We start from the raw sequence: 13,660 nt of genomic DNA on the forward strand, positions 1-13,660 counted from the left end.
ATACACGAAATAAGATAGTGATGGTATTATCTGTGTAGCCTTCTTATTCTGGCATTTATGAGTAAATACAGTCGATTCCTTGTTTCCCTGATCGCTTTAATTATCGGATGGTCTCTGAACTTTTCCCATCCTAACAGCATAGCGATCGCCTCCCCTTTCTCTCAAGTATCTCAAGTATTCACTACTACACCCGCAACCCTAGCATCCTTTGACTCTTCTCTGTGGGAAACATTACTTAAACGCAGTTACATCACAGCAGTTGAAGATGCGAAAACTGCCGATGAGACAGAAATCTCCACAACACTTCAAGCTATTTCAAACAACAATCCCAATCTAAAATGGAGAGATTACCAGGGACAAAAACAAGTATTAATGGTGACTTGGACATCCTGGAATGGCTACGATAATCAAGTCGATTTACCCGTGGAATTAAGCCGAGAAACTTGGGTAACGGCGGTTCCCGAACTGAAAACCTTTGCCCAAACCTTAAACCTTAACCCAGAAAGCCTCACCTTACGCTTAGAACAATACCTCGGTTTACCACCTAACAATGGCAAAACCAAATTTGTAGAAATGTGGGTGAACGCATCCGATTTATTTCGCCCTTGTCCCGATGCAGAAGTTAACGATACTAGCTGTGATTTTAACTTTCCTGAGACTGTTGAACCGCAACATCAAACTTGGATAAATAATTTACAGTTAGTCTCTTATGGTGACAAAGGTTATCCTTGGACAAGATTAGGATACAGCTATGATTGGGGAAGTCTGGACGGTGAAATTGGCGCTAGTGAATTTGTCGTGAGAAAAGGCGCAAAAGTGATAATTTCATCAGTAAAAAACACTGTAGACTACTCCAAACTTTAGAGCAAGGGTTTTATTCCCAAGTCGCCGCATCTCGTAATACAGCCGGAATTTCCCCTTGCGATAGGGGAAATTCCAACAAAGTTTCCTTATAACCCAAATATCCCGACTCAGCGAAAGACAACAACATTCGCCCCAATGCTAACCATACCTCTGGTTCATACTCCCAATCACGATAGCGGGTAGCTCGACCAGCAATTGAACGTAGCGCCCAAAAATATGAATTCCTCACCACCGACCCACCCTTTTTAAATGCTGGTAAATCCTCGTGGTTGAGAAAAAGGATTGTATTTTCAATTCTGGCTCTCATTCAGCCATTATAATTCATTGGGGCATCCGATTTTACAAATTGGAGCTTAAACCCACACGAAAAGTCAACCCAGGACTGTAGATGCGATTAACTCGTTCATATTGCTCACCGAGTAAATTTTCCACATAAACCGTCAGTCCCAAATTACGGGTTAGAGGAATCCTACCACTCAAATCTAAATTTAAGAAACCAGGCGCAAAATCTCTATTTGTTTCCCCAGGGACATTAAAAAAAGCTCGGCGAGTGCCACTGTTATAGGTAACATACAAATTAGCGTTCCAGCCAGAATTTTGATAACCCACACCAGCTTGAGCGACAGAATAAGGAATAAAACCTAACTGTAAACCTGCTTCTGTACCTGTTTTAATTTGAGCATCTGTATAAGTATAGTTAACAAAAGTTGACCAGTTATTAGCAATTTGTAATCTTAACGCTGCCTCTAAACCATTAGTATTGACTAAACCGATATTTTCCCATCTTCCGGCGATAATTCCCAGACGATTATCTAAACTACTGCCGAAATAAGTAAACTGTCCAATCAAATTATTTGTCAGTTTAATATCCACTCCCGCAGTCCAAGATGAACCTGTTTCTGGAATTAAATCAGGGTTAGATTCCCAATTATGAACTGTATCATAAAGATATAATTGATCTAACCCAGGATTACGCTGTCCCCCAGCCCAACTCCCCCGCATTGCTACTGTTGGCGTGAGAGCATAACGTAAGCCAGCACTAGGGTTGAAGTAATTACCAAACTCTCCATCAAAGCTTTGTCTTAGCCCTAAATCTATCAGAAAATTATCACTAATATTTAAAGTATTCACAGCAAACAATGCTGTATTTAACACGTTTCTATTTTCAGTTTCGTTAAGGGCAATTCTATCAGGTCTGGTACTGAAAGTATCACCGTTTAAGTTAGTATTCTTCAAATCTAATCCCCAGCGTAATTGATGACTGGGGGTTAATTTCCATGTATGGTCTACTCTGGCTGTCAGTTGTTGTGTATCTAAAACACCTGTACGGTTAAATTCTGACCCAGCAAACACTGTAGGACCATAAGTGCTAAAATAATCTTGGTTGTAACCGAGTGTGGTGGTGAGATTAGAACTTTCGCCTTCACCCAAGCGAGTTTTCCAAGATAAGCCCACATTCAAGCCATCATGGTCTAGTCTATCTCTTTGCAGTGGAAAACCGAAATAAACTAAACCGCGACGACTGCTGAGGGTTTTAACATCGAAATTTAATGAGTTTTTACTATCTAAATCTAGCGCAATGCTGCCAAAGTAGGTGCTAGTAGCTGTGTCTGCATTCGATAAAAATCCTTCAGCATCGCGATTTGCTGCACCAACGGGAACGCGATAACGATTATCTATAAAGTATCTTTCAAAGCTGAAGTTATACCGAACATCACCAACTGAGCCACTATAACTTAGCTGTTGATTATTTAAATTTAAGGAGCCAAATTCTGTACTCCCAGTTAATTTCGGTTGACTATAACTTGCTTTTGTGATAATATTTACAACACCGCCAAATGCTGATGAGCCATACAAAGCGGAGGTGACACCACTATATAATTCTACTCGTTCAATAGCTTCTACAGGAATGCTATTTAAATCAGTTCCCCCATGATAGGTGTTGATATTATTATTGATTGGTCTACCATTAATCAGAAATACAGACTGTTCAATTGAAGCTCCCCGGTAGTATGTACCTGTGTGAATATCTGCACCAGGTCCCACATTATTGATGGTGAAACCAGGCATTCTTTTTAATACATCTGCTACACTTGTAGCACCCTGCTTTTGAATTTCTTCTTGATCGATGACGTAAACAGGGGTAGACTCAGGCAAAGGGTCTTTTTCGCCGATGACTTCTATGGAAATATCTGCATCATCGTTGGGAATTGCTTCTATTTCTGCCTGAGTTTGGGGGTTAACTTCAATGGGTATAGATTCTTGAGTTAATAATTCCGCATTAGTAGCAGGTAACTCAATTTCACTCAAGTTAAGAATTGTGGATTTTACCTGTTCTGTCTCAATAGCAAGGGCAGGAAAAGCTATTAATAGAATTGGCAAAGCAACTGGTAGGAGAAAAAAATACTTGCTCACTTGCTGTTCTTACATTAAGTAAAAATTACTAAGTAGTATTTTTGCTCCTACAGCATAATGATGTCAAAAGACATCCTGTCATAGTTGCTGTATAGCCGTAGTTATAGCAACCGCCAAGGACGTTAGGACATAAACTGATCATAAAAGTTAGACACCGAAAGGTTTTTACCCTACGGGCCACGGACCACGGACCACGGACCAGCTATAGATAAATTTAGAGCGAGTTAGCAAGTAGGAAATGTTGCTGCTATATAAAACCTAGACAAAACTAGACTTTACTTTCTACTTCAACGGGAGCATGGGAGCAGTTATCCCTCAGTAGACTTTCTACGCCTTACGCCAGACGCGATTGTGTTCCAATTAAGTTTCTGAAAAAGACTACCACCATCATTGCTTGGTTTTCGCGTCGGCAATAGTCTCAATTCAATACTTGATATCACCGTATTATATATCAAGTAGTTGATTTTTTCCTAAAATATATATTGATTTTTGTCAATATAAGTATAGTTTTGTCTATGAAATTGTCAACTTAGGACTTGCTCAACCAGATGGATGGTGGAGCAAGTTTAGTTAACCCGCTCAGTAGAATGGCGATTAATTGATGTTTGTGTCGATTTCCCCTAGTACAGGCTGCTCCAGATTAACTGACTGCTCTGGAGAGGCTATTGCTGCTTTGGGAATTGCTATTACCGGGTTATTTAATGCCACCATTAGGGGAGAAGTTGAAGCTACAGGCTTTGTCGTGCCTTGTGTAGGCTCTACTGGTTGTTGCGCCAGTTGCAGTGTCTTGAATTCACCGCCTGGTAGCAAACCAGATACAGCACCGATAACACAAGCAGCAACGGCGGCTCCTCCCAATGCCCAAATGGGACGGGAGCGGCGGCGCACACGCTGTAATACTTGCACGGCTGTGACTTCTGGCGGCTGTTGGGCTGCTGGGACTGGGAAAGTCCGCAAGCCCCGCCGGAGATTTAGTAGTCGGTTATACAGGCATTGAATTGAGGCATCGTTTTTCAGCCATTCTTCAACTTGCCTGCTTTCGGAGGCTGTCACCTCTCCATCGAGGTAAGCACTTAATAACTCGAAGCGATCGCGCTTCACCATATCCATAGCACCCGTTGATTCATTGGTATGCTGACCTGTCCCATCGGAAAAATCTTGAAGATTTAGCCAAGGGAAATGATCATCAAATGGAGAATTAGTATTCATTGTAGCATTATTACCAATTCATATGCGGGTAAAGTCAACGAGAAATCCGGATAAATTGCGGGAATTTCCAGCCGATGGGAGCAGAACTTTCAGATTAAATTAAAATTCACAAAACAGGCTTAAAATTTAGTTATTAGCCAATCAGCAGATTTTGTAAATTAGGCATCTAAATAATTTTGCAACTGAGTTTGCAATCTGGATCTAGCTCTGGCGATTCTGGATTTGACTGTTCCCAAAGAAACACCAGTAATTTCGGCAATTTCTTCGTATGCCATACCTTCGATTTCTCTGAGTACAATGGTAGTCCGAAATACCTCTGGTAAATCCGCGATCGCCTCTCGCAGTTGCTCGTAAAATTCTCTAGTGGTCAGTTCTTCCTCTGGTCCGGGAGTATCTCCAGCAATTTCCCAATCCATTTCACCGTCTTCGAGTGTGCGGGGAGCATCCAGAGACAAGGGAGTGGCTACCCGCTTGCGTTTACGCAACTCGTCATAAAACAAGTTGGTAGCAATTCGGCTTAACCAGCCCCGAAACTTGACTGGTTCTTGTAATCGGTTAATATTTCGATACACTCGAATCCACACTTCTTGAGCCAAATCGGCTCTGTCAGGCCAATCTGGAGCCAGGTGGTATAGAACTCGATCAACTTGACTTTGATAGCGGCGCAATAGCTCTGCAAACGCGGCACGGTCTGGGCGCAGTCCGACTTGACAGCTTAAAATCAGATCGTGATTAGATAGTTTGTCAACTGGCACCGATGCTTCTGGGTATCTTGCATCAATAGTTGACCAGGATACAGTAATCGATTGGCTCATAGATCGTACTGAATTTTGAATCATCCCTATCTATTAGACAAGCTAATGGGCGCAATGTTCCTGCCAGCAGTGACGGATTTATGACTGGTACATGGTGGTATATAAAGTTAGGGAAATTAATAGCTACCGCACAAGTCTATTTTGACTCCTACTAATTATATAGCTGTGTTTTTAGCTATTATTAATCCCTGGTGAAAATTTAGTAGATTTACGTACACTTGTGCAATCAACACTATCTGACCAGAAGAGGCAGGGGAGCAGGGAGCAGGGAGCAAGGGAGAAGGATTTTTAATTCACTCAAGCGTGAAGAATCCCCGTCCGCGACGCTCGGGGAGTATGTCAAAAAAAACAGAACATATGTTATGCCTGGTTTGTAGCAAGAGGCGATTCAGTCCTGTGGTTCTCAAATACAACTGTTAATGTAGGCAGATGTAGCGACAAAAAAGGTTATTTTTGCGGATTGTCCACCATAATTGTGGTTGATGTTTCTGTCTGTTGTGGATCATTAATACCAGCATGAGTGGAATTGAGTATGCGGACTTGAAAAAAGAAATTCAGGGAAAATGTAATTATGACTGCTAGGAATAATCTTTCAAACATGATTTTTCTCTCACCCACACCATTAATGATGAATTTTATGCACTGTGAGTGTTCTGAGTGAATAAAATTTTTCCCTAAGAATTTTGTGCCAAAATATCCTGATAGTATTAGTTTGCCCAAAAGTATTGGCAGAGTTATAAGAGAACAGATAAGTAATTATAAATTATTGATAATTTTGGATGTACTCATGAACCAATTAGTCAACTGGATATGTCAGGGTTAATCAGATGAAGCAAGAAGATTTCAGTTTGTTAGCAAACGTTAGTAAATTATGAACGGATAAACAATAGGCGATAGCAATGGTAAGAAATGAATCTCTAGCGCGTATATTCATGTTTCTCTGTTTTGGCACAGCTATCTTATCGCTAGCTGTCCACTGGCGCATGACGACAACTCAAGCCCAGTTTGAGCAGTCAGCTTCCGCCGCCGGAAGTCCGTCGCCGGGTGCTTTGGGGAGTGGAAGTAAAACTGCTGCGGGCGCGTCTACATCTGTGAATAAACCCACTTACCAGCCAGATGTCCAGAGAAATTCTGTTGGGAATATGTCGGGTGCAGTCAGCCAAAATTCCGCCGGATCTACGGAGTTATTGCCAAAAATGCGAGCGCTGTTTCCCGGACAAAGGCAGAATTCCCAGGGTTTGTCTTCCCCAACATCATCTCAGACAGAAGTCGTGGTGAATTTAAGCGATCGCCGTACCTATGTTTACAAGGGAGGTGAAGTCATAGCCAGTTACCCAATTGCTATCGGTAAGGAAGGTTGGGAAACTCCTACAGGTTCTTTCCGGATCACCGATAAGCAAAAATATCCGATTTGGCAGCACCCAATCACTGGTAAAGTATTTCCATCAGGTGCTGATAGTCCTTTGGGAGAGCGATGGATTGGTTTTTGGTCAGATGGACGCAATGAAATTGGCTTTCACGGCACACCAGATACACACTTGTTAGGAGCTGCTATCTCTCATGGCTGCTTAAGAATGCGTAATGATGATGTCCGGTTATTATATGAGCAGGTAAACGTTGGCACACTTATATCAGTGCGTGATTAATTAGTCATTGGTCATTGGTCATTAGTCACTTAATTTTGGATTTTGGATTTACGATTTTGGATTAACCTCTCCTTATAAAGAAGAGGCTTAAACATGGAAAACTTTTTGTTTTTCTTCTGCGTGAACCCAGAGGCTTGAGACCAAATATTTTAGATTTCAGATTTTCATTTAATCCAAAATTTAAAATCTAAAATCTAAAATCGCTTCGGTCATTGGTCATTGTATTAGTTGTTGAGGGTGCATACCCCGCCCTTTGTCAGAGGAAAAACTCACAGACTAAGGACTGTTATTCAAAGCATATCCCTGGCTACACAACGCCAGCTATCGTGGGTGTGCTTAACTAAGGACAAATGACTAATGACTAATGACTAAGGACAAATGACTATTAAAACTGAGATTTTTGCTCAAAGTTGGGTGCGTAGACACTGAGTAAATTACTGACTTGGCGCATAACTTCATTACCAGTGCTTTTGACCGAGACTGGTGTTTTATTGTCGTTTGGTTGGTCGAGGTTACGTCCTATAGACTCACTAATTTGCAGGGAAATTAAATCTTGGAGTTCTGCCTTCGCCCGTAGACGTTGGTAGCTAGCACCTTCTTCTGTAGTCGCATACAAGGGTGGTAAGCGGTTGAGGGCGTAAGCGGCTATATCCCCCACATCCAAGGATTTTTCGCTGGTGGCTTCAATTTCTGCGGCTCTGGCGATCGCCTCACTCAGTACCAATTCTTCCATGACGTTAATGAATTGTTTGCGAGGTACCGCCACTACCTCACCGGTCAATAATGCCCCCATCAGTCTATCCAGCGCCATGTACTCTTCAATTGAGAGTTCCGATGCGTTATCACAGATTCTTCCAACTTCGGCTTCCATGACTGGTGTCAAATAACCATCCTGGAGAGCTTGTTCTACAATTTTTTCAATACTCATAACGCTCATTATTTTTACGCTAACCAAGCAGGGTAGGGACGGTATCAATCCAATTCATTTTCCCTAATTATCGGCAAAAAGTATATATTTTATGGAAAAACGGCGGCATCAATTTGCTTGTGACTAATCGACTCCATCAAATCTCCAGGGTACTGGGTCAATAGATTGCCCATTGACATATAAACCCCAGTGCAAATGCGGTCCTGTAGAAGCGCCTGTGGAACCCACTGTGCCAACTAATTGACCAGCTTTCACGAAATCGCCTTCTTTGACCTTAATGCCATTAAGATGTAATAAAATGCTGGTTACTCCTTGTCCGTGGTCAATGCCAATTGTGTTACCGTGAACCCGAAACCCTTCGGATACTGTACCTACCAAAGCAACTGTTCCATCTGCTGGGGCAACTACGGGTGAACCCATAGCACCAGCGTAGTCAACGCCACGATGGTAGTAATTCTCAGCAAATTTTCCATTATAGTAGCGACGGACACCATAGATTGTCGTAATCCGCCCTGCATTTGGCTGGCGGAGTGGACCATTCCAATGCTTTTGCGGTGTTTGGATTTTTTTGAAAGCTGCGACACGCTGGAGTTCATGTTCTGTGGCTCTCACCCCAGCGCTCCCCGGCGGTAAATTAATCCGTTGTGTGGGAAAGGTACGATTACGCAAATTCACTGCCAAGTTTTGCACCTGACCATCTCTTGAAACCTTCAGTGTGATGGTTCCCGGTTTATCCAGTGGAGTGGTGGGAATAAAAGCCCGATATTTATTGGGGGCGATCACAAATGCTGGATAAGAATTTTCACCTACAGCCACGGTGGGATTACTACCATTGGTTGGATTATCTACGTTAATCACCACAGATAAGGTATCACCCAACTGAGGATTACTGGGAGTCACCTGTGCTTGCAAAGCATTTACAGGTAAAGCCAAGATGACAACCAAGACAGATGCAAATATGCCGATGAATAAGTTTTTTATATGGCTCTTGGGTTTCGGGCTTTTGAAACTAAAATAAGACAATTTCTTGTCAGATTCTCTAGTTTGATTTTGATGATCAATAGTCATAGAGCTATAACACAATCTCTTACTTCTGCTAAATGTCATATCATATATACCAAACAAAATAAAATTCCCAGGCACGGAAAACGCACCTCGGAACCTCGGTAGATGTACCATGATTTTTTCTAGCAGGATGTTTGGGAAATTTTAAATTTCATGGGAGAGCCATTGACTAGCTTGCCATCTTCCATGTGAACAATCCGATCAGCAATGTCTAGAATGCGATTGTCATGAGTCACCATGAGAATTGTACAACCTTGTTCTTTGGCGAGTTTTTGCATCAGGTTGACCACATCTCGACCTGACTGACTGTCAAGAGCCGCAGTGGGTTCATCTGCTAAAACCAGTGGCGGATGGCTCACCAAAGCGCGGGCGATCGCAACTCGTTGTTTTTGTCCTCCCGACAATTTATCAGGATAATAATCAAGGTGATTTCCTAAGCCTACCTGTTCTAGCATCAGGGCCGAACGAGTTTGCATCTCTCGTGGGCCAATATGCTTGTGCAGTTCCAAACCCATTCTCACATTCTGGAGTGCTGTCAAACTACCATGCAGATTGTGTGCTTGGAAAATATAACCGTTATGCTGTCGCGCCTGCACTAATTGTTCTGCACTAGCACCGGAAAGTTCCCTGTTCAAAACCTGCAAACTCCCAAACTGGGGAGAACGCAACGCCCCAACTAAGGTCAGTAGAGTAGTCTTACCAGAACCAGAAGGCCCAGTCAAAATAATAATTTCACCAGATTTAATCTCCAGATTGATATTAAATAAAACTTGCCTACGAAGTGAACCTTGTCCAAAATAGTGATCGAGATTCTGGATGCAAATAACTGGAACCATAAGTAGGTGGGTGTAAATAAAGGTCATTGGTCATTGGTCATTAGTCATTAGGAAGTTACCGTCTTCTCCCCACACCTCCCACACCTCCCACATCTCCCACACTCCCCACACTCCCCACTCCCCACACTCCATTTCACTAAAACATATCAGCCGGGTCAGCAGATCGTAGTTTCCGGGTGGCGATCGCCCCAGAAATTGAACACATAATTATGGTTAAAATTAGTACGTGCAATCCGCGAATTGCTGTCATATACATCGGCAAATTTGTCGCCGTGCGAGTCATTTGGTAAAGTCCCAAGGATACTGCTACTCCGGGAATAAATCCCAATGCTGCTAAAATTAAAGCCTGTTCAAAGACGACACTGAGCAGGTAATAATTGCGATATCCCAAAGCTTTAAAGGTCGCGTATTCCCTGACATGGGCATTGACATCAGTGGAAAGAACTTGATAAACCAGAATTACTCCCACTGCAAACCCCATTGAGACACCCAGGCTAAAAATAAACCCAATGGGGGAGTTTGTTCGCCAAAAGTTATTTTCAAATTCAATAAATTCGGCGTGAGTCATGACGCTGACATCATCTCTGAGGTATGCTTGCAAAGCGATCGCTACCTGTTTGGGGTCATAACCTGGTTTTACCTTGATTAAACCTAAGCTGATACTGCTGGCTGGTCGTCTCGAAAATAAGCGTAAAAAGTTTTGATCACTGGTCATCAAGCTACCATCAGAACCAAAAGAAGCCCCCACAGTGAATAAACCACTAATGGTAATTGTCCGCCCTTCAATTTCGGTGGTGAGTTTTTGACCTGCGTCAATTTGAGCGATCGCCTTTTGGTAATCTCCCCTAGCACTGCGGTCAAACAAAACAGTATCCGGTAGCTTAATTGACTGTAATTGTCGATTCACATCCGGTAAATCAAAAACTGGCTGATCTGGATTAAAACCGATGACTTGTACCGATGTCTGGCGGCGTGTTTGGGGATTTTTCCAAATGATGTTGTTGACATACATTGCTTCTGCTGAGTAGACTCCAGGGATATCCATAGCCTGATAAAGCCGCCGTCGCGAAAATGGGGGCATATTTTGCAGGCTTCGGGCTTGGGGACTCGTCAAAACAATATCTGCTTGCAAACTGCGATGTAGTCTCGTGTTACTGTCGTATAGCGCCGTCTGAAAGCCCATCTGCATGAACATCAACACATCCGCAAAGGCAATCCCTGACAATGCTACCAGTAAACGGCTCTTTTCATGACTCAATTGCAGCCATCCTAGAGGTGTGCGCCGCCGCATTTGTCTGATTAGTCCCATCATATGAAGTGCAACATCCTGAATAGAGACGCGAGAAAATAATGTGTTCCGAATTACGAATTGGACAATTGAATTACTGCTTTGACTTGCATATTGGTTAAGTTGGCAGCTTTCTGAGTAGAAATCTCATCTAGCCGGATATAAACTTCTACCACTCTGTTATCAATATTGCTAGCTGGATCAGTGTTAATCACATTTTGCCGACGCACTTGTAAGCCTTTACGGTCAACTGTTCCCTGCAATTCAATCGCGAGAAAATCACCAAATATTTGCACTTTCTGCCCTGGATGAACTTTGCCAATATCACTTTCGTACACCTCTGCAATTACGTACATCTGACTGGTTTGCCCAATCTCAGCAATACCTTCATTTGAGATTAATTCGCCTGGGCGGGTGTGAATCTCGAATATTTGTCCATCTTGAGGCGATCGCACATAAGCTTGTTCTAGATTTGCTTGTGTCCGCTTCATGGCTGCTATAGCACGATTTACTTCGGCTATGGCCGCTGCAATATCCACTTGCGGCACTTCCGAAATCTGATCTAGTGTCGCTATAGCTTCTTTAATTTGTTGCTGGCTGGTTGACTCGGTGCGCTTTAACTGTGTTTGTGCCTCTTGCAGATTTTTTTGGGCTGTTTCCAGTGTTAAACGCTTGCTGTCTCTTTGAGAGGCAGATATGGCTCCTTCTTCATACAGGGCTTGATAGCGTTGCTCTTCGGCTGCGGCGTGACGCACTTCGGCTTGCAATCGAGCTAATGTGGTTTTTTGGGCAGCAATATCACCTTGGCGTTCTGCCTCCAAGCGAGCAATTGTGGCGGATTGTGCTAAAATTTCTCCCCGTTTAGCACCTGCTTGAATGCGGTTTAAGTTTGCCTGTTCTACTTTCACTTGTTCTTCAGCCTCTTTCAAGGCCGCTAACAAGCGATCGCGGCTGTCTAAAATCGCTATCACCTGCCCTGCTTTAATCCTATCCCCCTCCCGCACTAAAAGTTCCTCTACCCGACTGCCTTCGGTTGATGTGGTAGCAGAGAGTTTAATCACTTTTCCTTGTGGTTCAATACGTCCAAGGGCTGTTACTGTTTTTAGCTCAGGTAGTAGTGCTGCTGGTGCTGGAGCCTTCTGATTTAATGTATCCTGAAATTTTAATACCGTATAAACACTACTACCAATTACAGTTAAAGATACAATGATAGCGATAAAAAAGGGCGGACGTAAAATTGATTGGGGAGATATTGATCGATCTAGCTTTGAGTTCTGCACGATAGCATACCTTTGAAGCAATTGCAAATAAGCTGATTCAAATGAGCAAAAATTAAATTTTGGTAAATGTCCCGCCTAACTCTCTTTTATCACTCACCAGAGAAAAAAATCTCATGCTTTCCCTGAATTTTGGACATAATCATCGGTTTTTCAAAAGACATATGCAAGAGGAAAGGGAACACCGGAGCACCGGAGCGGGGGTGAGTTGGAAATGACTTTTCCTCTTCTTTCCAGCACCCAGCACCCAGCCGCTCTGCCTCTTACCAGTCACGAGCAGAATGATCTGGGGTAGACAAAACTAAACCGTTTAGTTCTATAATAGAATTATACTAAACCGACTAGTTTAGTCAAGCGATATCGCCAAGAAATGGGGATGAAGGGAAAATCATCACCGAAGCGATTTTAGATTTTAGATTTTAGATTTTAGATTTTGGATTAAATGAAAATCTGAAATCTAAAATATTTGGTCTCAAGCCTCTGGGTTCACGCAGAAGAAAAACAAAAAGTTTTCCATGTTTAAGCCTCTTCTTTATAAGGAGAGGTTAATCCAAAATCGTAAATCCAAAATCCAAAATTAAGTGACCGATGCCCTAGCCTCAAGAGGTATACAATAAGGACTATTTGAACATGGCACGCCCAAAAGTTGGAGAGATTGACCGCTCAAATTCAGCAGATAAAGCAGATAAAATAGATAAAGTGGAAAAAATTCTGCAAGGGGCGATGCAGGAATTTTTAGCTCATGGCTATGCTTCCACTAGCATGGATCGGGTAGCAGAAGCCTCTGGGGTTTCTAAGGCCACAGTATACAGTCACTTTCACGATAAAAAAGGATTATTTAAAGCATTAATTGAGAAACTTGCCAGAAAGCAGTTTTATTCCATATTGGGTTCGCAACCCCTCAAGGGAGAACCCTATGTTGTGCTGCGCCGATTAGCCGCCACAGCATTGAATCAGATGGTTAACGATCAAGAATATCAGTCATTTGAGCGGCTGTTAATGGGAGAGTCGGCACGTTTTCCGGAATTATCGCAGGTATTTATTTACAGCATTGCAAAACCAGCCATTGAGACTATCACTAAATATTTAGCTTCTCACCCAGAATTAAAGATACCTGATCCAGAGGCAACAGCCAGAATTCTCATTGGCTCGTTGGTGCATTTCGTGATTACGCAAGAAATTATGCATGGTAAAGAGATTATACCAATGGAAAGCGATCGCTTAATAGATGCCTTGACACACTTGATTGTTAATTGTGCTGATTAACCTACTGATGAATCTTCATTGCCAACTCTTTCGGAAGAAGGAACTCATTAT

Annotated in this window: 13 protein-coding genes; 3 read left to right on the plus strand and 10 right to left on the minus strand. The window is 42.6% G+C overall.

Annotated features, from left to right (window positions below):
• Window positions 1-57: 57 nt before the first annotated feature.
• Complete coding sequence (locus tag NSP_RS07140) at window positions 58-864, plus strand: hypothetical protein (protein ID WP_006197595.1); 807 nt, start codon at window positions 58-60, stop codon at window positions 862-864.
• Between the two features lie 10 nt (window positions 865-874).
• Here NSP_RS07140 and NSP_RS07145 read toward each other — a convergent pair whose 3' ends face one another.
• From NSP_RS07145 to NSP_RS26235, 5 genes are all read right to left on the minus strand, one after another.
• On the minus strand, window positions 875-1,171 hold the full coding sequence (locus NSP_RS07145) for a hypothetical protein (RefSeq protein ID WP_006197596.1): 297 nt from the start codon (window positions 1,169-1,171) through the stop codon (window positions 875-877).
• A 32-nt stretch (window positions 1,172-1,203) separates the two neighbouring features.
• The gene (locus NSP_RS07150) at window positions 1,204-3,279 is read right to left on the minus strand and encodes a TonB-dependent receptor plug domain-containing protein (RefSeq protein ID WP_017803931.1); all 2,076 of its coding nucleotides are present in this window, start codon (window positions 3,277-3,279) and stop codon (window positions 1,204-1,206) included.
• A 594-nt stretch (window positions 3,280-3,873) separates the two neighbouring features.
• The gene (locus NSP_RS07155) at window positions 3,874-4,488 is read right to left on the minus strand and encodes an anti-sigma factor family protein (RefSeq protein ID WP_006197250.1); all 615 of its coding nucleotides are present in this window, start codon (window positions 4,486-4,488) and stop codon (window positions 3,874-3,876) included.
• 158 nt (window positions 4,489-4,646) lie between these two features.
• Entirely contained in the window at window positions 4,647-5,303 is a 657-nt protein-coding gene (locus NSP_RS07160; protein ID WP_042202444.1) for a sigma-70 family RNA polymerase sigma factor, read from the minus strand.
• Window positions 5,304-5,750: 447 nt separating this feature from the next.
• Window positions 5,751-5,903 (minus strand): hypothetical protein, encoded by a 153-nt coding sequence (locus NSP_RS26235; RefSeq protein WP_006197252.1) that lies wholly within the window; start codon window positions 5,901-5,903, stop codon window positions 5,751-5,753.
• A 299-nt stretch (window positions 5,904-6,202) separates the two neighbouring features.
• On the opposite strand from NSP_RS26235, the gene NSP_RS07165 reads away from it, so the two are divergent.
• Window positions 6,203-6,949 (plus strand): L,D-transpeptidase, encoded by a 747-nt coding sequence (locus NSP_RS07165; protein WP_231859551.1) that lies wholly within the window; start codon window positions 6,203-6,205, stop codon window positions 6,947-6,949.
• Window positions 6,950-7,334: 385 nt separating this feature from the next.
• Here NSP_RS07165 and NSP_RS07170 read toward each other — a convergent pair whose 3' ends face one another.
• From NSP_RS07170 to NSP_RS07190, 5 genes are all read right to left on the minus strand, one after another.
• On the minus strand, window positions 7,335-7,877 hold the full coding sequence (locus NSP_RS07170) for a late competence development ComFB family protein (protein WP_017803932.1): 543 nt from the start codon (window positions 7,875-7,877) through the stop codon (window positions 7,335-7,337).
• A 123-nt stretch (window positions 7,878-8,000) separates the two neighbouring features.
• Window positions 8,001-8,945, minus strand: coding sequence for a M23 family metallopeptidase (locus NSP_RS07175; RefSeq protein WP_006197255.1), 945 nt, complete (start codon window positions 8,943-8,945; stop codon window positions 8,001-8,003).
• A 119-nt stretch (window positions 8,946-9,064) separates the two neighbouring features.
• Entirely contained in the window at window positions 9,065-9,805 is a 741-nt protein-coding gene (locus tag NSP_RS07180) for a DevA family ABC transporter ATP-binding protein (protein ID WP_006197256.1), read from the minus strand.
• Window positions 9,806-9,914: 109 nt separating this feature from the next.
• Window positions 9,915-11,087, minus strand: a complete 1,173-nt coding sequence (devC, locus tag NSP_RS07185) for an ABC transporter permease DevC (RefSeq protein ID WP_006197258.1) — start codon at window positions 11,085-11,087, stop codon at window positions 9,915-9,917.
• A gap of 53 nt (window positions 11,088-11,140) precedes the next feature.
• Window positions 11,141-12,346 (minus strand): ABC exporter membrane fusion protein, encoded by a 1,206-nt coding sequence (locus tag NSP_RS07190; RefSeq protein ID WP_006197259.1) that lies wholly within the window; start codon window positions 12,344-12,346, stop codon window positions 11,141-11,143.
• A gap of 627 nt (window positions 12,347-12,973) precedes the next feature.
• On the opposite strand from NSP_RS07190, the gene NSP_RS07195 reads away from it, so the two are divergent.
• The gene (locus NSP_RS07195) at window positions 12,974-13,609 is read left to right on the plus strand and encodes a TetR/AcrR family transcriptional regulator (RefSeq protein WP_006197260.1); all 636 of its coding nucleotides are present in this window, start codon (window positions 12,974-12,976) and stop codon (window positions 13,607-13,609) included.
• Window positions 13,610-13,660 lie beyond the last annotated feature (51 nt).

The sequence above is a fragment of the Nodularia spumigena CCY9414 genome, assembly GCF_000340565.2.
GTDB lineage: Bacteria > Cyanobacteriota > Cyanobacteriia > Cyanobacteriales > Nostocaceae > Nodularia > Nodularia spumigena.

What these genes read in the sequence shown, in the direction of transcription:
- NSP_RS07165 (WP_231859551.1), top strand. Translation starts at nt 6,203, where the DNA reads ATGGTAAGAAATGAATCTCTAGCGCGTATATTCATGTTTCTCTGTTTT.
- NSP_RS07155 (WP_006197250.1), bottom strand. Translation starts at nt 4,488, where the DNA reads ATGAATACTAATTCTCCATTTGATGATCATTTCCCTTGGCTAAATCTT.
- NSP_RS07195 (WP_006197260.1), top strand. Translation starts at nt 12,974, where the DNA reads ATGGCACGCCCAAAAGTTGGAGAGATTGACCGCTCAAATTCAGCAGAT.
- NSP_RS07170 (WP_017803932.1), bottom strand. Translation starts at nt 7,877, where the DNA reads ATGAGTATTGAAAAAATTGTAGAACAAGCTCTCCAGGATGGTTATTTG.
- NSP_RS07145 (WP_006197596.1), bottom strand. Translation starts at nt 1,171, where the DNA reads ATGAGAGCCAGAATTGAAAATACAATCCTTTTTCTCAACCACGAGGAT.
- NSP_RS07160 (WP_042202444.1), bottom strand. Translation starts at nt 5,303, where the DNA reads ATGAGCCAATCGATTACTGTATCCTGGTCAACTATTGATGCAAGATAC.
- NSP_RS07140 (WP_006197595.1), top strand. Translation starts at nt 58, where the DNA reads ATGAGTAAATACAGTCGATTCCTTGTTTCCCTGATCGCTTTAATTATC.
- NSP_RS26235 (WP_006197252.1), bottom strand. Translation starts at nt 5,903, where the DNA reads ATGTTTGAAAGATTATTCCTAGCAGTCATAATTACATTTTCCCTGAAT.
- NSP_RS07175 (WP_006197255.1), bottom strand. Translation starts at nt 8,945, where the DNA reads ATGACTATTGATCATCAAAATCAAACTAGAGAATCTGACAAGAAATTG.
- NSP_RS07180 (WP_006197256.1), bottom strand. Translation starts at nt 9,805, where the DNA reads ATGACCTTTATTTACACCCACCTACTTATGGTTCCAGTTATTTGCATC.
- devC (WP_006197258.1), bottom strand. Translation starts at nt 11,087, where the DNA reads ATGGGACTAATCAGACAAATGCGGCGGCGCACACCTCTAGGATGGCTG.